Origin of the sequence: Georhizobium profundi (assembly GCF_003952725.1) — a bacterium.
Taxonomy (GTDB): domain Bacteria; phylum Pseudomonadota; class Alphaproteobacteria; order Rhizobiales; family Rhizobiaceae; genus Georhizobium; species Georhizobium profundi.
This window is the reverse complement of the sequence record NZ_CP032509.1, coordinates 1,061,418-1,088,084: the sequence shown is the minus strand read 5'-3', so window position 1 is coordinate 1,088,084 and position 26,667 is coordinate 1,061,418. Positions and strand designations below refer to the sequence as shown.

The 26,667-nt window shown below is 62.5% G+C and carries 26 protein-coding genes; 14 read left to right on the top strand and 12 right to left on the bottom strand.

Going from position 1 to position 26,667, the window contains the following annotated elements; all coding sequences use genetic code 11:
• Nucleotides 1-3: 3 nt before the first annotated feature.
• The 4 genes from D5400_RS05075 to ectA all read right to left on the bottom strand — a co-directional run bounded on the left by D5400_RS05075 (nucleotide 4) and on the right by ectA (nucleotide 3,888).
• Complete coding sequence (locus tag D5400_RS05075) at nucleotides 4-1,464, bottom strand: aspartate kinase (RefSeq protein WP_245451437.1); 1,461 nt, start codon at nucleotides 1,462-1,464, stop codon at nucleotides 4-6.
• A gap of 65 nt (nucleotides 1,465-1,529) precedes the next feature.
• Nucleotides 1,530-1,937 (bottom strand): ectoine synthase, encoded by a 408-nt coding sequence (locus D5400_RS05070; protein ID WP_126008297.1) that lies wholly within the window; start codon nucleotides 1,935-1,937, stop codon nucleotides 1,530-1,532.
• Between the two features lie 49 nt (nucleotides 1,938-1,986).
• Nucleotides 1,987-3,276, bottom strand: coding sequence for a diaminobutyrate--2-oxoglutarate transaminase (ectB, locus tag D5400_RS05065; protein ID WP_126008295.1), 1,290 nt, complete (start codon nucleotides 3,274-3,276; stop codon nucleotides 1,987-1,989).
• 57 nt (nucleotides 3,277-3,333) lie between these two features.
• Nucleotides 3,334-3,888 (bottom strand): diaminobutyrate acetyltransferase, encoded by a 555-nt coding sequence (ectA, locus tag D5400_RS05060; RefSeq protein WP_126008293.1) that lies wholly within the window; start codon nucleotides 3,886-3,888, stop codon nucleotides 3,334-3,336.
• A gap of 262 nt (nucleotides 3,889-4,150) precedes the next feature.
• Between ectA and D5400_RS05055 the strand changes: the two genes are divergently transcribed.
• A complete protein-coding gene (locus D5400_RS05055; RefSeq protein WP_126008290.1) occupies nucleotides 4,151-4,624 on the top strand; it encodes a MarR family winged helix-turn-helix transcriptional regulator in 474 nt (157 codons plus the stop codon).
• Nucleotides 4,625-4,641: 17 nt separating this feature from the next.
• Here the strand turns inward: D5400_RS05055 and D5400_RS05050 are convergent, their stop codons facing one another.
• The 8 genes from D5400_RS05050 to D5400_RS05015 form a co-directional block, all read right to left on the bottom strand.
• Entirely contained in the window at nucleotides 4,642-5,502 is an 861-nt protein-coding gene (locus D5400_RS05050) for a MipA/OmpV family protein (protein ID WP_126008288.1), read from the bottom strand.
• Between the two features lie 117 nt (nucleotides 5,503-5,619).
• The gene (locus D5400_RS05045; protein WP_126008286.1) at nucleotides 5,620-6,081 is read right to left on the bottom strand and encodes a TspO/MBR family protein; all 462 of its coding nucleotides are present in this window, start codon (nucleotides 6,079-6,081) and stop codon (nucleotides 5,620-5,622) included.
• Between the two features lie 113 nt (nucleotides 6,082-6,194).
• A complete protein-coding gene (locus D5400_RS05040) occupies nucleotides 6,195-6,458 on the bottom strand; it encodes a hypothetical protein (protein WP_126008284.1) in 264 nt (87 codons plus the stop codon).
• Complete coding sequence (locus D5400_RS05035; RefSeq protein ID WP_126008282.1) at nucleotides 6,455-7,654, bottom strand: geranylgeranyl diphosphate reductase; 1,200 nt, start codon at nucleotides 7,652-7,654, stop codon at nucleotides 6,455-6,457. Before D5400_RS05035 ends, D5400_RS05040 begins: the two co-directional genes overlap by 4 nt.
• A gap of 3 nt (nucleotides 7,655-7,657) precedes the next feature.
• A complete protein-coding gene (locus tag D5400_RS05030; protein ID WP_126008280.1) occupies nucleotides 7,658-9,034 on the bottom strand; it encodes a BCD family MFS transporter in 1,377 nt (458 codons plus the stop codon).
• Nucleotides 9,035-9,036: 2 nt separating this feature from the next.
• Nucleotides 9,037-9,948 (bottom strand): chlorophyll synthase ChlG, encoded by a 912-nt coding sequence (chlG, locus tag D5400_RS05025; RefSeq protein WP_126008278.1) that lies wholly within the window; start codon nucleotides 9,946-9,948, stop codon nucleotides 9,037-9,039.
• Nucleotides 9,949-9,994: 46 nt separating this feature from the next.
• On the bottom strand, nucleotides 9,995-11,419 hold the full coding sequence (ppsR, locus tag D5400_RS05020) for a transcriptional regulator PpsR (protein WP_126008276.1): 1,425 nt from the start codon (nucleotides 11,417-11,419) through the stop codon (nucleotides 9,995-9,997).
• Between the two features lie 22 nt (nucleotides 11,420-11,441).
• Nucleotides 11,442-12,221 (bottom strand): cobalamin B12-binding domain-containing protein, encoded by a 780-nt coding sequence (locus D5400_RS05015; RefSeq protein WP_164527802.1) that lies wholly within the window; start codon nucleotides 12,219-12,221, stop codon nucleotides 11,442-11,444.
• Nucleotides 12,222-12,446: 225 nt separating this feature from the next.
• Here D5400_RS05015 and bchF point away from each other — a divergent pair, with 225 nt between their 5' ends.
• The 13 genes from bchF to puhE are packed head-to-tail and all read left to right on the top strand — an operon-like array spanning nucleotide 12,447 to nucleotide 26,657.
• A complete protein-coding gene (gene bchF / locus D5400_RS05010) occupies nucleotides 12,447-12,962 on the top strand; it encodes a 2-vinyl bacteriochlorophyllide hydratase (RefSeq protein ID WP_126008272.1) in 516 nt (171 codons plus the stop codon).
• Nucleotides 12,959-14,263: a ferredoxin:protochlorophyllide reductase (ATP-dependent) subunit N gene (locus D5400_RS05005; protein ID WP_126008269.1), complete on the top strand. Its 1,305-nt coding sequence runs from the start codon at nucleotides 12,959-12,961 to the stop codon at nucleotides 14,261-14,263. Before bchF ends, D5400_RS05005 begins: the two co-directional genes overlap by 4 nt.
• Nucleotides 14,263-15,792 carry a ferredoxin:protochlorophyllide reductase (ATP-dependent) subunit B gene (gene bchB / locus D5400_RS05000; protein WP_126008267.1) on the top strand — a complete coding sequence of 510 codons (1,530 nt, stop codon included), beginning with the start codon at nucleotides 14,263-14,265 and terminating at the stop codon, nucleotides 15,790-15,792. The genes D5400_RS05005 and bchB overlap by 1 nt, the downstream gene beginning before the upstream one ends.
• Nucleotides 15,767-19,468, top strand: a complete 3,702-nt coding sequence (locus D5400_RS04995) for a magnesium chelatase subunit H (protein ID WP_126008264.1) — start codon at nucleotides 15,767-15,769, stop codon at nucleotides 19,466-19,468. Before bchB ends, D5400_RS04995 begins: the two co-directional genes overlap by 26 nt.
• A complete protein-coding gene (gene bchL, locus D5400_RS04990) occupies nucleotides 19,465-20,361 on the top strand; it encodes a ferredoxin:protochlorophyllide reductase (ATP-dependent) iron-sulfur ATP-binding protein (protein ID WP_126008261.1) in 897 nt (298 codons plus the stop codon). Before D5400_RS04995 ends, bchL begins: the two co-directional genes overlap by 4 nt.
• On the top strand, nucleotides 20,361-21,062 hold the full coding sequence (bchM, locus tag D5400_RS04985) for a magnesium protoporphyrin IX methyltransferase (protein ID WP_126008259.1): 702 nt from the start codon (nucleotides 20,361-20,363) through the stop codon (nucleotides 21,060-21,062). Before bchL ends, bchM begins: the two co-directional genes overlap by 1 nt.
• The gene (locus tag D5400_RS04980) at nucleotides 21,059-22,492 is read left to right on the top strand and encodes a BCD family MFS transporter (protein WP_126008256.1); all 1,434 of its coding nucleotides are present in this window, start codon (nucleotides 21,059-21,061) and stop codon (nucleotides 22,490-22,492) included. The genes bchM and D5400_RS04980 overlap by 4 nt, the downstream gene beginning before the upstream one ends.
• A 26-nt stretch (nucleotides 22,493-22,518) precedes the next feature.
• The gene (gene puhA, locus D5400_RS04975) at nucleotides 22,519-23,283 is read left to right on the top strand and encodes a photosynthetic reaction center subunit H (RefSeq protein WP_126008254.1); all 765 of its coding nucleotides are present in this window, start codon (nucleotides 22,519-22,521) and stop codon (nucleotides 23,281-23,283) included.
• Nucleotides 23,280-23,960: a photosynthetic complex putative assembly protein PuhB gene (gene puhB / locus D5400_RS04970; protein WP_126008252.1), complete on the top strand. Its 681-nt coding sequence runs from the start codon at nucleotides 23,280-23,282 to the stop codon at nucleotides 23,958-23,960. The genes puhA and puhB overlap by 4 nt, the downstream gene beginning before the upstream one ends.
• Before the next feature lie 4 nt (nucleotides 23,961-23,964).
• A complete protein-coding gene (puhC, locus tag D5400_RS04965; RefSeq protein ID WP_164527801.1) occupies nucleotides 23,965-24,465 on the top strand; it encodes a photosynthetic complex assembly protein PuhC in 501 nt (166 codons plus the stop codon).
• The gene (locus D5400_RS04960) at nucleotides 24,462-24,770 is read left to right on the top strand and encodes a hypothetical protein (RefSeq protein ID WP_342635458.1); all 309 of its coding nucleotides are present in this window, start codon (nucleotides 24,462-24,464) and stop codon (nucleotides 24,768-24,770) included. Before puhC ends, D5400_RS04960 begins: the two co-directional genes overlap by 4 nt.
• On the top strand, nucleotides 24,767-25,834 hold the full coding sequence (acsF, locus tag D5400_RS04955) for a magnesium-protoporphyrin IX monomethyl ester (oxidative) cyclase (RefSeq protein ID WP_126008248.1): 1,068 nt from the start codon (nucleotides 24,767-24,769) through the stop codon (nucleotides 25,832-25,834). The genes D5400_RS04960 and acsF overlap by 4 nt, the downstream gene beginning before the upstream one ends.
• A gap of 10 nt (nucleotides 25,835-25,844) precedes the next feature.
• On the top strand, nucleotides 25,845-26,657 hold the full coding sequence (gene puhE, locus D5400_RS04950; protein ID WP_205665516.1) for a putative photosynthetic complex assembly protein PuhE: 813 nt from the start codon (nucleotides 25,845-25,847) through the stop codon (nucleotides 26,655-26,657).
• Nucleotides 26,658-26,667: the final 10 nt, after the last annotated feature.

The window sequence follows — 26,667 nt, the reverse complement described above, 5'->3', positions numbered from 1 at the left end:
CGATCAGGCCGCTGCCTTGAGCTCTACGGCGGCCTCACCTTCGACCAGGGTGCGATGCAGGCTCTTCACCGCGACATCCATCGCCTCCTGCGCCACGACGATCTGGACATCGACGCCACGGCCCGTTTCATGCGCACCGAGCGGCTCGATGCCGGCATCCTTGAGCGCGATCAGAGAGTTCAGCATCACGTCGAGACCACGTAGCTCGCGTCCGATCGCAGAAACGATAGCCACCTTGCGGACCTTGATCTCGGCGGAGGGATAGAGAGCGGCAAGGTCATGCTCGACCCGCCGAATGCTTTTGAGCGACCCCTCCAGATAATGCGTGATCGTGTTGGCATTGGATGTCTTCGAAACGATCCAGACACGATGACGCTTCAGCGCGTCGAGGATCGCCGCATCGTAGCCCTTCACGCCGACCATGTCCTGCTCGAACAGTTCCAGCGAAATGACCGGCAAGCCGGTGATGATCTCGACTCGAGGTTCGCTCGCCGGCTCGGCATCGATCAAGGTGCCGGGATCGTGCGGCTCGAAGGCGTTCGCGACGCGAAGTGGGATGCCCGCCTGACGCAGGGTCTTCGCAGCCTTGGGGTGGATGGCTTCCATGCCCATATTCGACAGTTGGTCGGCAACGTCGTAATTGGTGCGCCCGATCTTCTTGACCGCATCGACGCCGACGAGCTTCGGGTCTGCGCTCGACAGATGGAACTCCTTATGGATCACCGCTTCGCGCGCCTTGGTCAGGGCAGCGATGCGGGCAAACGTCACCTCGGAATATCCGCGATCGAATTCCCGCATCAGGCCTTCGCGGCACTGTGCGTAACCGGTCGCGATCGGCAGTTCCTGCGCAAGATCGATATCAGCGAACGCCGTTTCGATCCGCACGTTGAGATCCGGATGGCTCTCATCGCGCCATCCGGTGAGGTCGACGAAGCGCGCATTGACACCGTGGCGGCGCAGAAGCAGCACGGTCGTGAAGGCCGAATGTGCCTCGCCGAGGCCCGACAGCAGCTCGCGCGTCGTCATCATGTGCTCTTCCAGCCGGAAATGGCCGTAAGAGCAGAGGCGCTGCAGGTCGAACAGACAGGTGCGGGCACCTTCGATGCGCTCGCGCACGAAATCGTCGGCCACCTTTCGGTCACCGGCATCGCTCAGGATCTCGGCGTTCTTTTCCCGCATCATGATGCCGACACGGTTCAACTGATCCATCCAGCCATGATCGTTGTCGGCATTGGAGAACAGGGCGTAGACTCCGGGCTCGTCGGTCTTCTTGTGCTCCAGAAGAGCGTTGGTCATGCCGGCATAGGCCGAAACCACGAAGACGCGGTTGTAGAGGTCGCTGCCCTCGCGATCTCCGATCCAGATGCTGTCGATGAGTTCGCGCGAGCGGCTGATCGACGTGCCACCGATCTTCTCGACCGTGTGGACACCGCGCGTCTCGTTCATGCTGTCGGTCATACTCATTCCACTCTCCGTGCCGCTGGTGGCGGCATCTTGTCTGTGTCCAGGGCTTGAGGCGACGGCAGGGATCAGCCCGCGGCCGCCTGCTGGTGCTCGTCGGCGCTCGCATAGGAACCATCCGCCCTGTGAACCTCGTTCCCCGTCACCGGCGGATTGAACACGCAAGCCATGACCATTTCGGTCTTGCCGCGCAGGATGTGCTTGTCGTGCTCATTGAGCGCGTACATGACGCCGGGGCGAATCTCGTGCACCTCGCCCGTTGCAAGGTCCTCGATGGAGCCCTCGCCCGAGATGCAATAGACGCTCTCGAAATGGTTCTTGTAATGAAACTGCAGCTCACCGCCCGCGTAGATCGTGGTGATGTGGAAGCTGAAGCCCATATTGTCGCCGGCAAGCAGAAGGCGAACCGAATTCCAGCCCTCTGAATCCACGCGGCGCTCGGTGTTCTTTGCAGTGTGCAGATCTCTGACGATCATGTGATAGTCCTTTTTTAAGTCTTCTTGGGAAGATGCGCTGGGACGGCGGCTATTCAGCCGCCATCTTGTGCGCCGAAAACTTTTCGGCAACCGCAGCTTCCAAGATGTCGAGACCCTTTGCCAGCAGGTCCTGTTCGATCGTCAGTGGCGCGAGGATCTTGACGACCTCGTCATGCGCACCCGACGTTTCGATGATGAGACCCTGCTGGAAACAGCGCTTGCAGATCTCTCCGGCAACTTCGCCCGTTCCCACATCGACGCCACGCATCATGCCGCGCCCCTTGAGGCGGGCACCCGGTACCATGTCGGCGATGGCTTCCAGGCGCTGCTTCAGATAGTCACCCTTTGCTTGGACTTCCTGCTGGAAAGCACCGTCCTTCCAGAACTTCTCCAGAGCGACACGTGCCGTGACGAAGGCATGGTTGTTGCCGCGGAACGTGCCGTTGTGCTCGGCCGGGCCCCAGATATCGTGCTCCGGCTTGATCAGTACGGCCGCAAACGGCAATCCAAACCCGGAAAACGATTTCGCCATGGTGACGATGTCGGGCGACACACCCATTTCCTCGAACGAGAAGAACGCACCTGTCCGGCCGCAACCGGCCTGGATGTCGTCGATGATCAGCAACGCGCCATGCGCGCGAGCAATTTCTTCGATGCGCTTCACCCACTCAGCCGAAGCGGCGTTGAGGCCACCCTCGCCCTGAACGGTCTCGAGCATGATCGCGGCGGGTGTATCGATGCCGCTGGACGGATCGTCGAGCATCTTTTCCAGCATCTGCGCCGTGTCGATCTCGTCGCCATGATAGGCATCGAATGGCACGCGCTGCACGTTCGAGAGCGGTGCCGAGGCACCGCCGCGGTGATAGCCGTTGCCAGTGGCAGCCAGCGCACCCATCGTCACGCCGTGGAAGCCATTGGTAAAGGAGATGATGTTCGTGCGGCCGGTCACCTTGCGGGCAAGCTTCATGGCTGCCTCAACGGCATTAGCACCAGTAGGGCCCGTGAACTGCACCTTGTAGTCGAGGCCACGCGGTTCGAGAATGATCTCTTCAAAGGCTTTCAGGAAAGCCGACTTCGAAGACGTGTGCATGTCGAGGCCATGAGTCACGCCATCGCTCGTAATGTAATCGACCAGCGCGGCCTTCATGTCAGGATCGTTGTGGCCGTAATTCAGCGAGGAGCAGCCGGCGAGAAAGTCGATGTAGTCGCGGCCACTCTCGTCGCGCAGCACCGCGTTGCGGGCCGATGAAAAGACGTTCGGGAAGCTGCGGCAGTAGCTGCGCGCTTCGGATTCGCGACGTTCAAAAATGGTTTTATCGGTCATGGTCATAGTCGTCATGGTGCCACTCCAGTGTCTGGATTGGTGAAAGTCTCGAAGGGTGAAATGGAGAACTGATCAGGCAGCGAAAGCGATGCGTACGCTGTCTTCGAAGGTGATCGTCACCATATGCTCGGTGTCGTGTTCGCCGTCGAAATGCTCGTCTTCGCGAAAGTATGGCCGATCCTGAAGCTCGGCGCCTGACTGCTTGGCAAACGAGCGGAACAGCGCCCAGCTTGCGTCATTGTCCTTGGTAATCGTCGTCTGCACGCGCTCGATCTCGGCGCATTCCTTGCGGCGCATCAGTTCGGCCAGCATGCGCTTGGCAATCCCCCGCCCCCGGGCCTTTTCCGATACCGCAACCTGCCAGACGAAGAATGTTTTCGACGCATCAGGTTGGATATAACCCGAAATCCAGCCGACGATTTCGCCGTTCAGTTCCGCAATGATGCAGGTGTCCGCGAAATGGTCGCACTGCAGGAGATTGCAGTACATGGAGTTCTCATCAAGCTTACCGGTGCCCGCGATCAGTCGCCAAACGTCGGCGCCATCGCTCTTTTTCGGCTTGCGAAAGCTGACGCCGTCAACCGGCCGCTTGCGGTGCCCCGAAAGTTCGATCGTCTGATGTGTCATTGTCCCGTCCGCCTTGGTCTTATTTATTTGATAGCCGAAATATACAGCACCCACAGATCGATTCAACGATCACGCCGCATTTCAGGCATTTTTTACAGGAGAGCCGGGGTTCCAAGGAATAATGATCTTTTTTACCGGATGATTGAGCGTCTTGGCGAATGGCATTCTACAGAAGCCGATCCTAAATTCGTTCGATAGACGAAATGCATTGCACGCTTTAAAGACAAACGATGTTGGAATACCCCTTCGAAAGGCTAAGGAAATGCACGAGCGAACGCATGCGAGCCTCGTAGCGCTGCGGCGCATTCTCAAGGCAACGGATCAGCATGCCCGGGCACTGTCGCGCAGTACCGGACTGACTGCCGCGCAACGAGTTTTGATGCAGATCATTGGGGAGGCCGGCGAAACGACGCCGAAGGAGATCGCGGCACGAGCCCGGATCAGCCAGGCGACCGTGACGTCTTTGATCGACAAACTGGAACGGCGCGGCTTCGCAACACGCATCCGGGGTGAAAGCGACCGTCGGCAGATCTGGATCAGCCTGACACCTGAAGGCCGCCAGACGATGGAGACGGCTCCCGATGCGCTCCAGGAATTGTTTTCTCAGCGCTTCGAGGCCTTGGAAAACTGGGAACAGGCGATGATCGTCTCATCGCTCGAGCGCGTCGCAACGATGCTGAACGCTCAAGCGATCGATGCCTCCCCGCTATTGGACGGGGCGGCGATCGATCGCTGAGAGAGAAGACGTCGAGCTTATTGAATGCGGCCGAACGTGTAGGTGAGGCCAACGCCGCCACGGAACTGGTTTTCCGAAGCGGTGATCGAGCTGTCGGCCGCATCTCCGATGAGGCGTGAATAGCCGACGCTGCCCGTGAACGTCGCGCGCTCGGTCAGGCGGTAGTCGAAGGCAAGATCGAGCGCCACGTTCTTGAAACCACCATCGGCATCATAAGGTGCAAGCCCCGCAACAGATGAAGCCGCCTGCGCTGGAGTCACCGAGAAGTAGGTGTCCATGTAGTCGTCCGACGCGTAGGCCGTGGAGAGCGTCGCGGTCATGTCGAGCCGGTCGGTGATCGTGTGATCGACGCCTGCCGCAACCTTGATCTGGTACCCGGCGTCATCCTGGCCGGTCACCTGCGTGGCGAAGGCGGCATCGATGAAGAACGGTTCGAACTTGTAGCCGGCATAACCGCCGACGATGAGGCCGCCATCGACATCGCCGATACCGTTGATGAGATCGGCGTCATCCTGGTCGCGACCAAACGTATAGCCGGCGAGTGGACCGAATTCGAAGCCCTGATGCTGGATGACAGCGAAGCGGACATCGTCGAGTCCACGGAGCGTGAAGCGGTCACCGAGACCAGGTCCATCGCCATAAAAGCGCGGATAGACGATCGGGAAACCGACGACGCGATATTCATCCGAGCCTTCGTAGACCGGCGAAATGAATGCATAGCCACCGGCAACGATGCCGAAGGGCAAACCGCCGCTTTCCTGGATCACGGGATCCTGTCCCATCGGGACCGCGCCCATGGTCGCATCGGCCGCAAGAGCAATCGATGCCGAAAGGCCGGAAAAAGCAGTGCCAAGCGCAACAGCAAGTTTCAACGTCATGAAATGGTCGTTCCTCTGAATGGGCAGGGAGCCCCCGCGCCGCCGAGACAGCGCTTTCCCTCGTCTTTTGCTAGTCAGCGCGTCGGATACGGTCAACGCCGAATATCGGTTCACCGCTCACGCGGCATGCGATTGTGCGTGAGGGTTGCGATTGAGCACCGATCGGTTCAGCGCTGCTGCGATCGAAACCCAAACGAGATAGGGCACGAAGAGAAGGGATGCAGTTGAAGACACAGACCATGAGGTAACGATGAAGCCTGCGATCGCGAGCCAGAGCACACTGACCTCCATCAGCGCCAGATCCATGCGCCGTCGGCCGAAGAACAGCCAGGACCAGGCCGCATTCAAGATGAGCTGCGCGCCCCAGAGAATAATCGGCAGCGACCAGCCGGCCTCACGCCAGACCAGCGAGCCTGCCGCCGCGATCATGACGTAAAGGATCGACCAGACAATCGGAAAGGCGATGTTCGGCGGCGTCCAGGAAGGCTTGTCGAGCCGCTCGTACCAGGGGCCGGGCTTGAAGATCGCCCCGGTGGAAGCGGCGGCAAGGACGAGAATGACGAAAACTGCGAGTGCCATGGACCTTACTGGCTCCGGATGAAGGCGGTTCTTGCACCCAATGGTGCGCGATGTCGGAAGTTCCGATCGCTCTCGTGCGTGACGATCCGACGGCAGTCATCATACCCCATCGGCTAGCGGAATCTGGCCCAAAGATCGGTCAGGTGACTGACAAAAGCGAGAGTCAGAAGCACGAGGACTGCGGCGTCCAACCCGGCGACCGCCACCCGGTAGACGGCGAGAATGAGAAAGATGCCCGAGAGCGAGGTCGCGACATAGCCAATCCCCGCCTTTCGGCCAGAGCGAAAGGCTGGTCGGACAAGCAACACCGTTTCCGCAGAAAGGATGGCCAGGGCGAGGAGCGCCACGCCGCCTCCCTCCAGGAGCCAGGCCATCATGCCTTGGCGATGCCCATCAGGTGCGACATGTCCTTGAGAAAGACGCGCAAATGCGCCATCGGCTCGCGCCGCACGATCTTTTTGTCGAGATAGGATTCCCAAGTCAGCTTCTGGACGTCGGGATCGCGGCACATGGACACGAAGCGCTCGCGGCGGCCGTCGCTCGAGTACCAGAAATACTGCATCATGCGCAGGATGAAGAAGGTGCGCCCATGCATGCGCCCGAATTCGCTGCGCACGCTTTTCAATGCACGCACATCGTTGGTCCGCAGTGCTTCCAGCGCCGCATGGCCAGCCAGTTCGCCGCTGCACATGGCGTAATAGATCCCCTCGCCGGAAGACGGCGCCACGACGCCGGCGGCATCGCCGATCAGGAGAACGCCGCGGCCGTTGTCGAAGCGCTTCAATGGATAAAGCGGCAGCGGCGCGCCTTCCCGCCGCACGATCTCCGCATCTCCAAGGCCGGACCTGCGCCGCAATTCGCTGGTCGCAGCTTTCAGATCGAAGCCCTTTTTAGCACTGCCGACGCCCACGCTGGTGACCGGCCCGTGCGGAAACACCCAGCCGTAGAAATCCGGCGAAATGGCACCGTCATAAACGACGTCGCACCGCGACTTGTCGAAGTCTCCGCTTTCGGGCGAACAAACGATTTCGTGATAGGCAAATACGTAGGGCGGCCGCGCGGCGGGTGAAAACATCTGCCGCCGCACGGCTGAATTCGCCCCATCCGCACCGATGACCAGCCGCGACCGACACGAAACGCGCGCACCCTTCGCATCGCGGTAATTGAGCGCGAAGCCGCCGCCTGTGCGTTCTTCGACGCGATCGAACGTGCCTTGCTCGACATGGGCGCCGGCGGCTTGCGCCCGCCGCCTGAGCCAGCGATCGAAATGCTCCCGGTCGACCATGCCGACATAGGATGTGCCAGCACGGCGGCGATGTCCGTCGATCGTCATCTCGACCGCCTGCGACTTTGGCGAAATGATGCGCGCCGAGCCGACACGCGCCACGATCTGTTCGGAAGGAATGGCGAAATCCTCGATCAGCCGGGGCGGAACAGCTCCGCCGCAAGGCTTGGGCCGCCCTTCCCGATCAAGCAGCAGAACGCTGGCGCCGGACTTGGCGAGCTCATACGCGGCAGTCGCTCCTGCCGGGCCTCCACCGATAATGGCAACGTCGTATTCGGCAGGGCTCATGGCTTACTCCGCGGGTTGCAGAACATCTGGTGAGGGCGAGGTCGTCGCGCGTGGCCTTGCCGCGGACGGCATGGCGATCGCGAGAGCGACGGCGGCGGCAATCAGAAAGAGACCGGCTTCGATCATGAACACCAGCGCGTAAGCCTCTTCGACGGGAAGAACGGCACGCGCGATGTCGACGACGATCGTGCCCGCAAATCCGCCGAGCCCGAAGGCAATCGCCTGCGCCGCGCCCCAGAGGCCCATGCGCATGCCTTCGCGCGGCCGTTCGCCCGGCCGGTTGGCAGCACCGGCAAGCGCCATCATGGAGCCGATCGCAGCAACCGCGAAGACGCCATTGGCAAAACCAAGCGCGAACACATTGGCTGTGAGCGGCCATACGCCAGCGCTCTGAGAGGATGCCCCGAGAAGAGCAAGCGCCATGGCCGAAGCGATACAGCCAGTGACCGTGAAGATCTTCAAAACGCCTGGGCGCGTGCGCCCAAGGCTGCTGCCGAGAAGGCCCACCAGAAGCATGCCGATGAAGACACCGCCGCTCTGAATGCCGGAAAGCGTCGTGGTTTCACCGGGCGTCATGGCGAAGACGAGGCCAGCATAGGGCTCCAGGATGAGATCCTGCGCACTGAAGGCGAGCATCGACAAAAAGACAAAGATGGTGAAGCGACGCGCCTGCCGGTCGGCCCATGCATCGGCCAGGCTTTCACGGAACGACACCTTTGCCACCACCTGCTCGGGTGCAAGCTGGGAAGTGCGACGCAATCTGCCTTCGATGCCGGCAAGCGACAGGCCAGCCAGCGCCAGCGCGGCGACACTGACGATCGCGGTGACGACGACGAGCCGCCCCGGCGTGAAGGGATCGAGAAAGGCGCCCGCAGCAATGGACGTAATCGCCATTCCTGCAATCATCATCAGCCAGACGAGGGTGGCGGCTCCCGCGCGGCGAGGTGCTGCCGTATTCGTGGCCAAAAGCGCCAGCAGCGAGGTGCCGGCAGCACCGATGCCGATCCCGATCAAAATGAAGTCGACCACCGCGAGTGCCATGCCCAGCGCGAAGTTCGTCGCCATCACAGCGCTTGCAGCCGCCGCGCCGACACTGCCGAGGCCGGCAAGCGCGAGGCCGCCGAGAATCCACGATGTGCGCCGACCGCCGATATCGGATCCATGTCCCCAAAGCGGCCGCGTGATCTGCACGGCATAATGAAGGGTGACGAGGATCCCGGGCACCATGGCTGCCAGCGCCAGCTCAACGACCATCACCCGGTTCAGTGTGGAGGTTGAAAGCACCGCAATGGCGCCGAGCGAGGCCTGCACCAGGCCCAGCCTGACGATATCGATCCAGCCAAGGGCGCTAAGGGCATTGCTCTGCTTCGCGCTGCCCATCCTCAAAGCCCGCCCTGAACGCCGCGAAGCGCAAATGCCGCAGCGAGCATGCCGAGAACGTAGAGCGTCGTGCCGGTCGCGTTGTACCAGGCCGCACGTCCTTCCGGATCGGCGAGAAGCCGGCGCATGAGGCCAAGCTGCACCACGATCAGCGCCGCAACGATGGCGGCATGCACTGGCGCGCCCCAAACAATGAGCAGAGCCACCACTGCAATTTGCGCCGCAGCCATGAAGAAACAGGCGACCCGGCAGGCTCGATCGGTTCCGAGCGTCACCGGCAGGGACGCGAGCCCCATCCGCCGATCACCCTCAACAGCCTTGAAATCGTTCAGTGTCATGATTCCGTGCGCGCCTATACTGTAAAGCACCGCGATGATCAGCGTCTGATGGCCCGGGTAGCCGCCAAGCGCCGCGGCAGCAGCCGTAAACCAGGGCAAGCCTTCGTAGCAGAGCCCGACGGCGGCGGCGCCGAGCCAGCCATTGCGCTTCAAGCGCAGCGGCGGGGCGCTGTAGATCCAGGCAAGAACAAGGCCCACCACGGTAGCGCCAAGCACCCAGGGGCCCAGCAGATAGCCAATCCAGAGCGAAATGACGCTCGCCATGGCGGCAATGTAAAACGCCCAGCGTCCCGGCATGCGGCCGGACGGTACCACCCGGTGCGGCTCGTTGATCGCATCGACGAACCGATCGTACCAATCATTGGCCGCCTGGCTTGCGCCACAGACGAGCGGACCGGCGAGGAGGATGCCGAGAACGATGGCGACCCAGCGCTCCTGGAGCGGCACGCCGGATGCCACAACCCCGCAGCCGAACGCCCACATGGGCGCGAACCACGTGATCGGCTTCAACAGCGCGATCGTCGCCGAAAGCGTTGGGTAGGCAGGATTCGGATGCGCGGTCGCAAATTGGGCCATAGCAAAAGCTACGACTGACGGCTTATACTGTCAATTTGAATTGACATCATTCCTCGCCGGTGAAGTCAGCGAGATTGTAGCGACGCAGCTTGATGTAGAGGCTCTGGCGGCTCAAGCCCAGCATTTCGGCAGCCGATGCGCGGTTGTTGCCCGTGAGACGAAGCGCGGATTCGATGCACATTTTCTCAATGATATCGGACGTGTCCCGAACGAGATCCTTGAGGGGAACGCGCCCGACCAAGTCCGCAAATTGCTCCACCTGATAGGGCAAGCCGCCCTCGCCGGCTGTGCGCACGACATCGGCAGCAGCAGCCGCAACCTCCCTGATCGAAAACCCGAACGTGCCGCCAGCCTCGTCGATCTGTCCAGCCGACAATTCGACATCGTGCCGCCCGCCAAAACCGTCGCGCAGGATCGTCTGAAACCTGCTGACGACCCGGTGCTCACGCAGGTTGGACAGAATAATCTGCACGTCCACGCCCGTAACGCCGAGCCAGTTGTCGAGCGACTTTCCCACCACCCTTTCCGGGCTCAGCACCCGAATGAGATCGAGAAAGGCGGGGTTGGCCTCCAGCACGACGCCCTGCCGATCGGTCACCACATGGCCATCGGGCAAACCGCTGAAGAAGTCCTTGCCATAGGCCTCACCGGCCAATGGGCTTCCACTCGGCTTGATACGAATTAGAAGCTCCACCGCCCCGGCAAGGCGAAACGGAATGATGGAGAGAGTGAGAGCACCGATACCATCGGCGGCATCGACGACGATCTGCTCAGAAACCCCACGCGCACGCACGTCGGCAAGCGTCGCCGCCAGTTCGGCTGGCTCGCTTGCAGCCAGCAGCTGAACGGAAGACATGCCGATGAGCTTCGCAACCGGGCGCCCGAAAAGCCGACCCGCAGCTTCATTGGCATCGATGATGCGCAGGCTTGTGCCGTCGAGGGCGACCAGCCCTTCATCTTCCGCCTGGAACAGCACGCGATACCGGGCTTCCGCATCTCGCAGCCGGCGATAGTCGCGCTCCATCTCGATCTGAGCCGCCACCAGTCTTTGCTGCATTTGCGCGACGCCGCGCAGATCCGAGCCGAGAGCGAGATGGACTTTCTGATCCGGGAAGCTCAGAAGCGCATAGGACACCGGCAGATCGGGAAACCCGGGAGCCGGATGATTGACCTGCCGCGCTCGTGTGCGTGAATTGCGTGCGGCATCGGCGAGCAGCGCCTCGACCTTTTCGAGGCTTTCGAGCGTCACAGTCTCTGCGAAAAGCCGGCCGACCCAGGATTCCGGCCTGTATCTCGACAGATCTCGGTCGCGATAGGCGACGTCGATGACGGTGCCATCGGCGTTCAACACGAGCGTGATGTCGGATGCGGTCTGGGCGATCGCCAAGATAGCAGCCGGGCCGAGATCACCCAGCAGGGACTGCTGGCTCGTAAAGGAGCGACTGAATTCGTCGGCAGGTTGATGGTCCATCAAGGCCGTCCAGTTCCTTTACCTACCGCGCCAAAGCTTGCTCCCGCCCCGCATGCGATCCCAATCGCAGCTGCGCAAGATAAACCGCCGTGTCGGGATCCGTGGCCAAGAAGTCCGCACCGACACCAACGGCGTACTCCGGGCGACTGACGAACGCATTACCTCCGACGAGGAATAAAACGTCCCGGGTCTTATCCTTGTTACGCACGTTCCCGATAAACAATGTCAACCTGTCGAGCAAGCATTCGGCAGATAGAGACAGCCCTACCAGATCGTATCTGTGCATAACCAGTGCCGCCATGAGTTCGGCCTCGTCGGCTCCGGTCCGCAAGTCGACGGCATAACCGGCACGCTCGAATGCCAGCGCCACGTAATGAAGGCCGAAATCATGCGTCTCACCCGGCGCCGCGGAAAGCAGGATGGAGCGGGCGCCGACATTGGGCGGTCGATGGCGCTGCCGAACTTCCTGCACGAGCAGACGCTTCAATCTTGAGACAGCGACCGTGACGTCGAGAAACGACCAGACATCGCTGGACCAATAGGCACCCGCAAGCCGCGCGGCTGGTGCAAACACCGCATCCTGAATGGTTTGTCGCCGTTGCAACCTGTCGCGCAAAATGTCCACCGCACTCTCGCACGCCCAAAAGCCGGGCGCCCGCAACGTTTCGGTAAAAGCCGCAATCATCATGTCATCGATAGGCAGCAGCGGCGCAAATGGGCGTTGCGCACCGATCTGCCGCAGGTAATCGGCAGGCCGACTGTCCAGGCCGACCGCTTGGATACGATGTGCAGTATCGCTCATGGGCCACCTCGCTCGACGACCCCATCGCCATGACTGGTGTTGATCGGGCACCAAAGAAGGGCGTCGGTCGCTCCGGCGCCGGCACATCATCAGTGTCATTGGAGCATGACCCAATTGCAGCACATTGTAAATCTAGATGTACGTCATGTTTAGTTGACACATGCCTTTGCGCGGCGGTACTCTCCATTCAACAGCTGCAGTTCAGTGCAGCAGGAGGCAAGGCGCATGGCGGGATCGAGTACCAGGCAGTGCGTAGCGCTTTATACGGTTGAAGAGCGCGCCCGCCGGGACCAGACCGTGTGGACCCTGGTTCAGGGGATCCTTGCGCCGATACAGTTCCTTGCCTTCGTCGTCTCCGCCCTCTTGATTGCGCGCTATCTCGCAACCGGTGAGGGGGCGACGGCTGCGCACACATCCATCGTCGTCAAGACCTTGCTTCTCTATGCGATCATGATCACCGGCTCGATCTGGGAGAAGGTCGTGTTCGGACGCTACCTTTTCGCACCCGCCTTCTTCTGGGAAGACATGTTCTCGATGGTGGTGCTGGCGCTTCATACCGCCTATCTCGCGGCGCTTCTTTCAGGCGCCCTGGAGACCACACAGCTTCTCTGGTTGGCGGTGGCCGCCTACGCAACCTATGTCATCAACGCCGCCCAGTTCATCGTGAAGCTGCGGCAGGCCCGGCTTTCACGCGGTGACGACGCGACCGCTGCCTCCTATGCAGGAGGCGCAGCGTCATGACGACCGTGCTCGACCGGACAACCTCACCCGCAACGCCTTCTACCTCGCCTGCGCCCCTATTGCGCGAACGCGGTCAGCGCGAAGTCTTCTGTGGCCTCACCTCCATCATCTGGCTGCACCGCAAGCTGCAGGACGCATTCTTCCTGATCGTCGGATCACGGACATGCGCCCATCTCATGCAGTCTGCCGCCGGCGTGATGATCTTCGCCGAACCGCGTTTCGCAACCGCGATCATCGAGGACCGAGACCTCGCCGGCATGGCCGACCTGCATGACGAGTTGGACCGCATCGTTGCCCGCGTCGTGGCCCGGCGCCCGGAGATCCGGATGATCGTGCTCGTCGGCTCCTGCCCGTCGGAAGTGATCAAGCTCGATCTTTCCAAGGCGGCCGAACGGCTGCAGGCCCGCGGCCAATACGCTGGCGTTCGCTTCCTCACCTATACCGGAAGCGGCATAGAGACGACGTTCACCGAAGGCGAAGACCGATTTTTGGCAAGCCTCGTGACGGCCCTGCCCGCGCAGGAGCAGAACGCCAAGCCGCGCCTGCTCGTTGCCGGCTGTCTGGCAGACGTGGTGGAAGACCAGTTCCGCCGCATCTTCACCGCGCTTGGGATTGAGCAGGTCGATTTTCTGCCGATGCGCGAAAGCACGGTCATGCCGTCCGTTGGCCCGTCGACCACGGTGCTTCTGGCGCAGCCCTATCTCACCGAAACCGCCCGTCTCCTGCAGTCTCGCGGTTGTCAGCTGCTGCATCCGCTATTTCCGCTCGGCGAAGAAGGCACGACTGCCTGGCTTCGGGCTGCGGCAGACGCATTCGGCGTCGATCCCGGCCGGTTCGAAGCCATAACCCGGCCCGGACGAGACCGCGCCCGCATCGCCATGACGCGCGCCCGCTCTGAACTTGAGGGCAAGTCGCTCTTCCTGTTCCCCGATTCACAGCTGGAACCTGCCCTGGCCCGCGTTTTGTCGCGCGAAGCAGGCATGGTGCCGCTCGAAGTCGGAACGCCCTTCCTCAACCGCCTGCACCTGTCTTCCGAACTTGACCTTCTGCCAAGCGATGTGACGCTCAGCGAAGGCCAGGATGTCGATCGCCAACTCGATCGGCTGCGCGATGCTGCACCGGATCTCACGGTTTGCGGCATGGGCCTTGCCAATCCGCTCGAGGCGGAAGGGTTCGCGACCAAATGGTCGATCGAGCTCGTCTTCACCCCGATCCAGGGCTATGACCAGGCCGGCGATCTCGCCGAGCTGTTCATGCGCCCCTTGCGCCGTCGCGCGCTTCTTCAGACCGGGAGAGCGTGATGCAGCTTGCGATGTGGACATATGAAGGACCACCCCATGTCGGCGCGATGCGGATAGCAACCGCCATGCGCGGGCTTCATTACGTGCTGCATGCGCCGCAGGGCGACACCTACGCCGATCTGCTGTTCACGATGATCGAGCGCGATGCCAAACGTCCGCCGGTTACATACACCACCTTCCAGGCGCGCGATCTCGGCGCCGACACCGCAGCGATCTTCAAGACCGCCTGCGCCGACGCCGAAGCGCGCTTCAAGCCGGACGCCATGATCGTCGGCGCCTCCTGCACTGCAGAACTTCTGCAGGACGATCCGGGCGGGCTTGCCGCGGCCCTCGGCCTTTCAATTCCCGTCGTGGCGCTGGAACTGCCCTCCTACCAAAAGAAGGAAAACTGGGGCGCGGCGGAAACCCTCTATCGCCTCGTCCGAAGCTTCGCCGCCGGCCCGACGCCCGAGGGCCGCAATCCGGCCAGCTGCAACATCCTTGGCCCGACCGCACTCGGCTTCCGCCATCGCGACGACGTCGAGGAAATCTGCCGGCTGCTGGTCTCGATCGGCGTGACGGTCAATGTGGTCGCCCCGCTCGGCGCCTCCGTGCACGATTTGACCCGGCTTCCGCAGGCGGCTTTCAACGTGGTGCTCTACCCCGAGATCGCCGCGACGAGCGCGAGTTTTCTGAAGGAGCGTCACGGCCAGCCCTTCACGAAGACGGTTCCTATCGGCAGCGGCGCTTGCCGCGATTTCGTTGCAGAAGTGGCGCAAATGGCAGGTCTCGACGTCGAGGCTGCGCTCGCCAAGATCCAATCGCGGGCACCGTGGTACGCTGCCTCGATCGATAGCAATTATCTCACCGGCAAGCGCGTCTTCATCTTCGGAGATGCGACGCACGCCATTGCTGCTGCCCGTATCGCCCGCGACGAGCTCGGCTTCACCGTTTGCGGTCTCGGCACCTACACGCGCGAATTCGCCCGCGACGTCCGTGCTGCCGCGAAGACTTACGGCCTCGACGCACTGATCACCGACGATCATCTGGAAGTCGAGGATGCCATCATCGCGGCGCAGCCGGAACTCGTGCTCGGCACGCAGATGGAGCGCCATGTCGCCAAACGGCTGAAGGTGCCTTGCGCGGTTATCTCATCACCGGTGCACGTGCAGGATTTCCCAGCTCGTTACTCGCCGCAGATGGGTCCCGAAGGCGCTAACGTCATTTTCGACAGCTGGGTCCACCCGCTGATGATGGGCCTGGAGGAACATCTCCTCGGCATGTTCCGCGACGACTTTGAGTTTCACGACGGCGCCAACCCTTCGCACCTTGCTCCCGCAAGCCAGAAAACCGTCGAGCCGGAAGCACCGCAGATCGTCGCCCAGGGTGCTCCCAATTGGGCCCAGGAAGCCGAAAGCGAACTGAAAAAGATCCCCTTCTTCGTACGCGGAAAGGCCCGCCGCAACACAGAACGTTTCGCCGCAGACCACGGTCTGTCCACCATCACAATCGAGACGCTCTACGATGCAAAAGCGCATTACAGCCGGTGAGACGACGCCGATCACCGTGACCATCGTGACGCTCGACAGTCACATGGCGAGCGCGGTCGAGCGTGCGGGAAGGCTTCTAGCGCCGGAGCTACCGGGGCTTCGCCTCACACTACATTCCATGGCCGAATGGGGCGACGATCCGCTCGCTGCCGATCGTTGCCGCGACGACATCGCATCCGCCGATATCGTCATCGCCAACATGATCTTCATGGAAGAACACATCCGCACCGTCATGCCGTGGCTGAAGGCGCGGCGGGATGCGTGCGATGCCATCATCGGCTGCCTCTCGGCCGGTGAAGTGGTGAAGATCACGCGGCTTGGCGATTTCGCCATGAACAACCCGACCGGTGGCATCATCGGCCTGCTCAAGCGTTTGCGGGGCGCCGCCAAGCCAGGTCAGCAGGCGGGCCGCCAACAGGTTCGCATGCTGAAGCAGCTTCCGCGCATCCTGCGCTTCATTCCGGGCAAGGCGCAGGACCTGCGCGCCTACTTCCTCACGCTGCAGTACATGCTCGCCGGTTCCGACGAGAATATCGCCAACATGGTCCGCTACCTTGTCGGCCGATACGCATCGGGCAATCGCGCCGGCCTGCGCGCGGTCGTCGATGCCAAGGCACCGAACGAGTATCCGGAAGTCGGCGTCTATCACCCGAACGTGACGGCCCGTGTGAGCGATCGCGCTGAGGTGTTGCCGCGCCGGGCTGGGCACGGCGGTACCGTCGGCCTCATCATCATGCGGTCCTACGTGCTCGCCGGAAACACGGCCCATTACGACGCCGTCATCCAGGCAATGGAAGCGCGCGGCCTGAACGTCGTGCCCGCCTTCGCAGCGGGCCTCGATGCCGGCCAGGCCGTCGAGCGCTTTTTCCTGCGCGACAACCGCGCCACCGTCGATGCCGTCGTCTCGCTGACCGGTTTCTCGCTGATAGGCGGGCCGGCCTACAACGACTCAAGCGCCGCCGAAGCGCTTCTCGCGCGCCTCGACGTTCCCTACCTCTCGGCTTGCGCCATCGAGTTCCAGGGTCTGGACCAATGGCACCGCTCGGGCGAAGGCCTGACACCGGTGGAGACCACCATGATGGTCGCTCTTCCGGAAATCGACGGCGCGGGTGGCCACATGATCTATGGCGGCCGAGCCGGCTCCGCTGGCGGACGCGACATGCAGCCGGAGCCTGAGCGCGTTGCGATGCTGGCTGCAAGGGTCGAGCGTCTCGTCCATCTGCGCCGTTCGCAGCGCGCCGATCGCAAGGTGGCGATCGTACTCTTCAATTTTCCGCCAAATGCCGGCGCCACGGGCACGGCTGCCTATCTCTCCGTCTTCCGCTCGCTCTTCAACACGATGAAGCGCATGCAGGCGGAAGGTTATGACGTCGCTCTTCCCGAAAACGCCGACGCGCTGCGCAAGGCTGTGCTCGAAGGGAATGCAGCACGGTTCGGTACACCGGCCAACGTCACCGCACGCATTTCGGCCGAAGACCATGTGCGGCGCGAACCGCATCTGGAAGAGATCGAGCGGCAGTGGGGCCCGGCGCCGGGCCGCGATCTGACCGATGGCCAGAACATCCAGATCCTCGGCGAGCGCTTCGGCAATGTGCTGATCGCCATCCAGCCGGGGTTTGGCTACGAGGGCGACCCGATGCGGCTGCTGTTTGAGCGCAGCTTCGCACCGACACACGCGTTTTCCGCCTTCTATCGCTATTTGCGCGAGGATTTTGCGTCGGATGCCATCCTGCATTTCGGCACCCACGGCGCGCTCGAATTCATGCCGGGCAAACAAGCCGGGCTTTCCGGCGATTGCTGGCCGGATCGCCTCATCGGCAGCGCACCGAACATCTATTTCTATGCGGCGAACAACCCGTCGGAAGGCACACTCGCCAAGCGCCGCTCCGGCGCAACGCTCGTCAGCTACCTAACCCCACCCGTCACGAAAGCCGGCCTCTATCGCGGCATGGTCGATCTGAAATCGGCGATCGATCGCTGGCGTGCCACCCCGCCAGCCGCGCATCGCGAACGTGTCGCGTTGGCCCAGTTGATCCGCACGCAGGCAGCCGCACTCGATCTCGTCCCCGAAGATGCCGTGTTCGACGGGGCTGGCAGCGATGAAATCGCGGCACTGATGCGCGATCTCGCTGAGCTGGAAGCAACGCTCATCCCGCACGGCATGCATGTAGCCGGCGAGCCGATCACCGCATCCGAGCGCGTGGATCTTCTCAAGGCAATCGCCGAGGCCGATCAGCAGGCTGCGCTGCCACCCGAAGTGATCGACATGATCGCGAATGGCGCCGATCCCTCTCTTGCTCTCAAGGAGCACGGCATCGCTCCAACCGGCGCGGTATTCATTCTCGCCGAACGCCTGGCCACGGCGAACGGGCATCTTTCGACCGACAGCGAGCTCACCGGCCTGATCGCAGCGCTCGACGCCCGCTTCATCCGCCCGGTTGCCGGTGGCGATATCGTTCGCACGCCTGAAATTTTACCGACCGGCCGCAACATTCATGGCTTCGATCCCTTCCGGCTCCCGAGCGCCTTTGCCTGCGCCGATGGCCGCGAACAGGCGGAGAAGCTGCTGGCCCGCCATGTGGCCGATACAGGCCGACTGCCGGAATCCATCGCGCTCGTTCTCTGGGGCACCGACAACATCAAGAGCGAAGGCGGCCCGATCGGTCAGGCACTGGCTTTGATCGGCGCAGCGCCCCGCTTCGATGGCTATGGCCGACTTGCAGGGGCCGATCTCATCCCGCTCGATCAGCTCGGTCGGCCTCGTATCGACGTGGTCATGACGTTGTCGGGCATCTTCCGCGACCTGCTTCCGCTTCAGACCAAGCTTCTGGCAGAAGCATGCCAATTGGCTGCCGCCGCGGATGAACCTCTCGACATGAATTTCGTCCGCAAGCATGCCACCCGCTACGCGGAGCAATCCGGCTGCACGCTCGAAACAGCCGCATTGCGGGTGTTCTCAAACGCCGCCGGCACCTATGGCTCCAACGTCAATCAGCTGATCGACAGCGGAGCCTGGGACGGCGAGGACGAACTGGCCGAAGCCTATCAGCGCCGCAAATGTTTCGCCTACGGCGTGGACGGCAAGCCGGTGCGCCAGGCGGAACTTCTCGGCGATATCTTGGCCAATGTCGATGCCGCCTATCAGAACCTGGAATCGGTCGAACTCGGCGTCACCACGGTCGACCACTATTTCGATACACTCGGCGGCATCAGCCGTGCGGTGAAGCGTGCAAGCGGCACGGACGTTCCGGTCTATGTGGGCGACCAGACCCGCGGCGCCGGCAAGGTGCGCACGCTCGCAGAGCAGGTCGCAATCGAGACTCGCACCCGCACGCTGAACCCCAAATTCTACGAGGCGCTGCTCGATCACGGCTACGAAGGCGTGCGCCAGATCGAGAGCCACGTGACGAACACGCTCGGCTGGTCGGCCACAACCGGCCAGGTCGCGCCCTGGATCTACCAGAACATCACAGAGACATTCGTGCTGGATGAGGCCATGCGTCGCCGCATGGCCGAACTCAACCCGCAGGCTTCCGCGCGTCTCGCCGGTCGCCTGATCGAGGCCCATGAGCGCCGTTATTGGCAGCCGGACGCCGAAACACTCGACGCCTTGCTCGAGGCGAATGACGAACTCGAGGACCGTCTCGAAGGCATATCGGTGGAGGCCGCAGCATGAACGTCTATACACGACCAGACCTCAAGGGCCGCGGGGACGGAGAAGGCAGCGTCCAGGTTCACCTCGATCCCGACCTGAAGATCGAAACCGCAAAGGTTTTCGCGATCTATGGAAAGGGCGGCATCGGCAAGTCGACGACCTCGTCGAACCTGTCGGTGGCTTTCTCGCTGCTCGGCAAGCGCGTTCTGCAGATCGGTTGCGATCCCAAGCACGATTCGACGTTCACCCTCACGAAGTCGCTGATCCCGACCGTCATCGACATCCTCGAAGAGGTGGATTTTCACACCGAGGAATTGCGGCCGGAAGACTTCGTCTTCGAGGGCTATAACGGCGTGCGCTGCATCGAGGCAGGTGGTCCGCCCGCCGGCACGGGCTGCGGCGGCTATGTCGTCGGCCAGACGGTGAAACTCCTGAAAGAGCATCATCTCCTGGAAAATACCGACATCGTCATCTTCGACGTTCTCGGCGACGTCGTCTGCGGCGGCTTCGCATCGCCTCTGCAACATGCGGAGCGCGCGCTTGTCGTGGCCGCCAACGACTTCGACTCCATATTCGCGATGAACCGCATCATCGCGGCAATCAAGGCGAAGTCCAAGAACTACAATGTGCGTCTGGGTGGCGTGATCGCCAATCGGTCCCACGCGACCGACGAGATCGATCGTTTCAACGCGGCTGTCGGCCTGGAACGGCTCGCGCACATCCCGGATCTCGACGCCGTCAGACGCTCGCGCCTGAAGAAGTCGACGCTGTTCGAAATGGACCTGACGCCGGAAGTGGAGCGCGCCCGCGCCGAATACATGGCGCTCGCCCGCACGCTTCTTTCCGACAACCGGGAGTTCGATGCGCAGCCGATGAAGGATCGGGACATCTTCGATTTCCTGGGGTTCGAGTGATGGAGAGCCCGACCTACAAAGCCCGGCGCGACGAGGTCCGCACCTATTTCGACTCGACCGCGCTCGATGCCTGGAAGCGTTTCGCAGGGGGCTCGCCGCTTGGCCGCATTCGCGACAGCGTGCGCGCGGGCCGCAGCCAGATGCGGGAGACGATCCTGTCGCGCCTGCCTTCCGACTTGCAGGGCTGGCGCATCCTTGATGCAGGCTGCGGCACCGGCGCAATCAGCGTCGCTCTGGCGCGGCGCGGCGCAAGCGTGGTCGGCGTCGACCTTTCGCCCGAAACGATCGCCTACGCGCAAGAGAACCTTCCGGCCGATTGTCGTGACGGCGCAATCGAGTTCCGTCATGGCGACATGCTGGACAGCGAACTCGGCCCGTTCGACGCCGTGGTGGCGATGGATTCGCTCATCCACTACAGCACGCCGGATGCCGTGGAGGCGCTCGCGCGTCTCGGTGCCCGCACGCGTCACACACTGCTCTTCACCTATGTGCCGCGCACGCCGCTGCTCGCCGCGATGCACCTGACCGGCCGCCTGTTCCCAAAGCGCAGCCGCGCACCGTCCGTCACGCCGACATCACCCGAAGCCATAGCGGCGCAGATCGCGGAGTCTCCGGCGCTGATCGACTGGCAGGCCTATGATCGCAGCCGCGTCAGCCACGGCTTCTACACCTCCGAACTTCTGGAGTTGATGCGGCGATGAGTACTGCGCGCAGCCACAAGACGGGAGCGGCGTTGCTTTGGCGCTCGGTGGGGACACGCTTCCTGCCGTTCGCCGATGCCGCGAGCCCCGGGCTGCCGCTTACACGACTGCTCCGCCTTTCGCTTTTTCAGGTTTCCGTCGGCATGGCCATGGTGCTGCTGACCGGCACCTTGAACCGCGTCATGATCGTCGAGCTCAACGTGCCGGCCGCGTTGGTTGCGCTCATGGTGGCACTGCCGATCGTGGCCGCGCCCCTTCGTGCGCTCATCGGCCACCGCTCCGATACCTATCGCTCCTATCTCGGCTGGCGCCGGGTTCCCTTCATCTGGATGGGCACGCTGCTTCAGTTCGGCGGCCTGGCCATCATGCCCTTCGCGCTCCTCTTGCTCTCAGGTGATGGCCATTACGGGCCGCTGGGCGGGCAGATCGGCGCCGCGCTCGCGTTCCTGCTGGTCGGCGCCGGCATGCACATGACGCAGACCGCAGGCCTCGCACTTGCCTGCGATCTCGCAGAACCGAAAAACCGGCCGCGGGTCGTCGCGCTGCTTTATGTTTTCCTCTTGGTCGGCATGCTCATATCCGCGATCGTCTTCTCCGCCCTGCTCGCCGACTATTCGCATCTCCGGCTGATCCAGGTCGTGCAGGGCGCCGCGATGGTCACGATGGCGCTGAACGTGATCGCGCTCTGGAAGCAGGAAGGCCGTGATCCGGTACGCACGCGCCATAACCGCCCCCGCCCGGCCTTTGCCGAAGCCTGGGCGTCGTACATGGCGTCTGGCCGCTCGGGACGACTTCTCGCCGCGCTAGCTTTGGGAACGGCCGCATTTTCCATGCAGGATGTGCTGCTCGAGCCCTATGGCGGGCAGGTGCTGGCCTTGCCGGTCGGCGCCACGACGATGCTCACGGCCATTCTCGCAACCGGTACGCTGGTCGGTCTCGCCATCGCTGCGCGTCTTTTGTCATCAGGCTTCAACGCCTATCGCCTCGCAGCCATCGGTACACTGGTCGGCGTTCCGGCCTTCTCGCTCGTCATCATCGCGGCACCGCTGGACTCGGCCATGATCTTCCGTCTCGGCACGGCGTTGATCGGGCTCGGTGGCGGGCTTTTTGCGGTTAGCATGCTCACCGCAGCCATGGACCTCTCCGACAATGGCGACAGTGGTATTGCGCTTGGCGCTTGGGGCGCGGTGCAGGCCACTTCCATGGGGCTCGGTATCGCGGCTGGCGGCCTTATCCGCGACGGCGTCACCCATCTTGCCGCGCAAGGCTCGGTGTTCGACCAGGTCTCGGCCGGCTACGGCGTCGTCTACCACATCGAAATTGGACTGCTCTTCGCCACGCTCATCGCGATCGGCCCGCTTGCCCGATACCCGGGCCCTCGGGTCGGCACACCGCGCGAACGCTTCGGCATGATGGAATTCCCCAACTAGCTCGGGGATTGAGGAAGGACATGGCAATGGAAATCGGCGCAATCACAGGCTACATGGACGTCGCTCAGCTGGCGCTTTACGCCTTCTGGCTCTTCTTCGCCGGCCTCATCTTCTACATCCGTCGCGAAGATCGTCGCGAGGGCTATCCGCTCGAGCGTGATCCCACCGGCGAGATCCATCGACCAAATGAGTTGTTGATGGCGGAGCCGAAGACCTTCTTCCGCCCCCACGGTGCCGGCCCCTACACCGTGCCCAACAACAAGCGTGACAACCGCCCGATCGCCGCAGCCCGACTGGCGCCCTGGCCCGGCGCGCCTCTGACGCCAACGGGAAATCCTCTCATCGACGGCGTCGGCCCGGCCGCCTGGGCGGAGCGTGATGATCGCCCAGACATGACGCATGATGGCCGCCTGCGCATCGTGCCCTGGTCGAGCGACACCCATTTCATGATCGCGACGGGCGATTTCGATCCCCGCGGCCTGCCGGTGATTGCCGTCGACCGTCGGCAGGTGGCCACCGTCACCGATCTCTGGGTCGATCGGGCCGAGCATATGGTCCGCTATCTCGAGGTGGAACTGACGGGCGGGCGCCACGTGCTCGTTCCGCACAATCTCGCACGCATCAAGAAAACGCAGGTCGACGTGAAGTCGCTGACATCTGCCCAATTCGCAGACGTGCCGGGTCTCAAAGCAATGGACCGGATCACGCTGCTCGAGGAAGACAAGATCATGGCGTATTTCGCGGGAGGCCATCTCTACGCGATACCCGAGCGTCTGGAGCCACTGATATGAGCGCTGTCTCCCACGACGATTTCGCGTTCGACCACGCCCCTGGACTGCCCGAAGCCTTGCCCCAGAACGAGACGCTTCTCTGGCAGGGCTCGCCGGACTGGCGCACGCTTGCAAGGGATGCCTTTCACCTGCGCGCCGTGGCGATCTACTTCGGGCTTCTGCTTGCCTGGCGCTTCGTGACGGCACTCTATGATGGTCTTGGCGTCACCGCCGCCCTGATCCATTCCGCCTGGATGGTGCCAGTGTCGCTCGCCGGCATCGGCATCCTGCTCGGTCTCGGCTATGCCTATGCGCGGACCACGATCTACACACTGACGAGCAAGCGCCTGCTGATCCGCTCGGGCCTCGCGCTTCCCGTCACGCTCAACATTCCCTTCGCGCGCATCGAGAGTGCCGCTGTGCGGCCACTGACGAAATCCGGCGCAGGCAATATCGCTTTGAAGGTCGCGCGTCCGGATCGGATCGCCTGGCTCCTCCTCTGGCCGCATGTGCGCCCGTTGTCGCTGCGCGATCCCCAGCCGATGCTGCGTGCCGTCGCAGATGCGGATGTCGTGGCCAAGCACGTTGCCCGTGCGCTCGCCGCCGACGCTGGCCAGGTTCAGCCGCGCTTCACACTCGTCTCGAACGTTGAGCGGCCCGCCCAACAGGCGCCACAGCCCGCAACGGCAAGGGGCTAAGCTGATGGCGCCGATCAACCTCATGTCAAAGCCCGGCCAGCAACGCATCTATGCGAGCCCGCTCGCCTGGATGATCGCGGTTATGGTGTTGTCGATCGGCTTTGCTGCGGTCGGCGGGTTCGGCCTGGGCGCGATCGATCGGCCGGCCCACACGGTCGCCGCGGTACAGCTCTCGTTCGCCGATCGCAGCGATGGCGCTGTTGATGTGATCGATGCCCGCACCGGACATGTGCTGCAGCGCGTAAAGCCCGGCGAAGGCGGCTTCCTGCGCGCCACGATGCGCGGGCTTGCCAACGAGCGCAAACGCCGCGACATCTCCGACGACCTCCCCTTCGCGCTTGAGCGCACGCAGGACGGCCATGTGCTCCTCTCCGATCCGGCAACCGGCCGGCTCGTCGCGCTGGATGCCTTCGGCCAGACGAATCGGGCCGCCTTCGAGCGCTTCCTAGACGACCGGAAACTCGCCGCGGCACTGCCGAACACTTCTCAGGGAGAACGACCATGATGATGGAAAAGCTCACGCTCACGCGCACCCGGATCGACCTGCCCTGCCGCATCGAGGTGTGCCACACTTTCGAAAGCCTACACGCGCACATGGAATTGTCCGGTGACATCGAAATCGAGCCAGGCGACAGCGTGCATGTCCACGGCCCGGAGATCGCCGTGCCCTATGGTGAAACGGCCATCTTCAACCGCATGGCAACGGTGACCAAGGCATCCTCCCCGGAGAAGCTTTGGGTGCGCATGACCGGCGACTTCGAATTTATGGAACTCTTGGAATTCAGCTTCTCGTCAGGAGAACGGCTATGACCATCGAAACACTCTCTCTCCAGTCGCGCGACACGACGGGCATGGCGACCGAAACCACCATGCTCTCGCCGCGCTTCTACACGACCGATTTCGCGGAGCTCGACCGCACCAATGTCGAGCCCGTGCGCCGCGAGTGGGATGCCCTCATCGCCGAAATGGAAGCCGATCCCAACAAGGGCCATTTCAAGCGCGACGAGAACTGGGACAAGATCGATTTCGAAGCGCTGCCGGAAGGTCTCCGCAACGAGTTCGTGGATTTTCTCGTCTCTTCGCTGACGGCAGAATTTTCAGGCTGCGTGCTCTACAAGGAGATGAAGAAGCGCGGTCAGAACCCGGACATCGTCAAGCTGTTCGGCCTGATGAGCCGCGACGAGGCCCGCCACGCCGGGTTCATTAACGATGCGCTCAAGGAATTCGGCATCGGCGTCAATCTCGGCTTCCTGACGAAGGCGAAGAAATACACCTTCTTCCGGCCGAAATTCATCTTCTACGCCACCTACCTGTCCGAAAAGATCGGTTACGCGCGCTACATCACCATCTACCGGCACCTCGAGCGTCACCCGGAGCGCCGCTTCCACCCGATCTTCAAATGGTTCGAGAAGTGGTGCAACGACGAGTTCCGGCACGGTGAAGCCTTCGCGTTGCTGATGCGGGCCAATCCCGATTATCTGGCCGGCACCAACAAGCTCTGGGTGCGCTTTTTCCTGCTCGCAGTATTCGCCACGATGTATGTCCGCGATCAGGCACGCCCGGAATTCCACAAAGCGCTCGGCATCGATCCGGTCGAGTACGACTACCGCGTCTTCCACCTGACGAGCGAGATCACGCGCCAGGTGTTTCCGCTGGTGCTCGACATCGACAATCCGAAATTCGCGCGCGGCCTGGAAAAGCTCAGCGTCATCAACGCCAAGCTGAACGACCTCAACGGCAAACAGGGCGTGAGGGCGAAAGCTTCGCGCGCCATGCTGATTGCACGCGCCGGGGCGATCTTCGTCCGCCTCTACGCTTTGCCGGTGAAGGAAAATGCACTGCCGGAGGCAAGCCGCCTCCAGCCGGTCTGGTAAGCAAAAAGCCGTGAGCGCTTATCTCGCACCCATCGCCTACGCCCTGTTCCTCTGGTGGTTCGCCACAGGAGCGATCCTTTTCCTGGATGGGCTACCCCGGCGCACATACGGTTTCAGTATGGCCGGGGCGACGGTGATGTTGGTTGCGGGTCTTGTCGGTATCGCCTGGACCGGAACGCAAGCGGGCGTTTCGGCGGTCTATGGCGCTTTCACCAGCGCACTGGCCATCTGGGCCTTCGTCGAGATGAGTTTCCTCATGGGCTTCGTGACGGGGACGCGGACGCGACCCTGCCACGCCCATTGCAGCGGGCTCGCCCATATGGGGCACGCCATCGGCGCGATCATCTGGCACGAACTGTTGATCGTCGCGGCGGCGATCGTCATCGCCTTGTTGACTTGGAGTGCGGAAAACCAGGTGGGTTTCTGGACCTTCATGATCCTGTGGGGCATGCGCGCCAGCGCCAAGCTCAACCTGCATTTCGGGGTGCGCAATCTTGGCGAAAGCCTTTTGCCGCCGCATCTTGCCTATCTGAAAAGCTTCTTACGAAAGCGTTCGATGAACGCTTTCTTTCCGGTTTCGATCACCATCTCGACAGTCATCGCCACAGCGATGGGCCTAGCCCTCATCGACGCAAGTGATGCCGCGCAAATCGCCGGCCTGACGCTGCTTCTGACGCTTCTGGTTCTTGCCGTTGTCGAGCATTGGTTCCTCGTCCTGCCGCTGCCGGTGGACGCGATCTGGAACTGGAGCCGGTCTGGGGTCGGGGCGACACAACTTGGCGCGAAAGCGCCCGTCGCACCCGCTAAAGTTCATGTCGAGTAGGGGGAGGAAA